The organism is Pseudomonas fluorescens, assembly GCF_902498195.1.
GTDB lineage: Bacteria > Pseudomonadota > Gammaproteobacteria > Pseudomonadales > Pseudomonadaceae > Aquipseudomonas > Aquipseudomonas fluorescens_BU.
The window spans coordinates 1-515 of record NZ_CABVIY010000030.1; the positions used below are offsets into that span (position 1 = coordinate 1).

At 54.2% G+C, this 515-nt stretch carries 1 protein-coding gene; it reads right to left on the bottom strand.

All coding sequences use genetic code 11. The annotated features are described in order from the left end of the window. The coding region (locus tag F8N66_RS31385) for a transposase (protein ID WP_150773748.1) at positions 1 to 515 on the bottom strand (515 nt) is incomplete at both ends.

Sequence of the window (515 nt, forward strand, 5' to 3'; positions counted from 1 at the left end):
CCTTTGGGCGTGCGCATCATTCGGGCATCGCTTTCGCCGGTGTTGAACTGCTCGATCCCCATCGACTTCATCAGCGCCTGGCAGGTCAGATTGTTCAGTTGCCGAGCTTCAAGTTGCTCCAGCGCTGTCTTGATGGCGCTGCGATCAATGGTTTCACCCGCTTCGGCTTTATCGGCCTCATCCAGTTCAGCCAGATACTGGGCGATGCGCTTATCCAGTTTTTCCTGCTGGCGCTTGAGTTGTTTCATGTTCAGATGGCGCCGCGAAGAGGCTACCGCCTGAAATTTACTGCCATCAATGGCAACCAGGTCGCCAGCAATCAAACCGACCGTACGGCAGAACTGAACGAAGACCCGACACGTTGCACTGAACGCTTGTTTGTTGTTCTTACGAAAGTCGGCAATGGTCTTGAAATCGGGTTTGAGGCGGTTGAGTAACCACATGACTTCGATGTTGCGCTGGCATTCGGCTTCGAGACGACGGGATGAGCGGATCCGCTGGAAATAGCCATACAG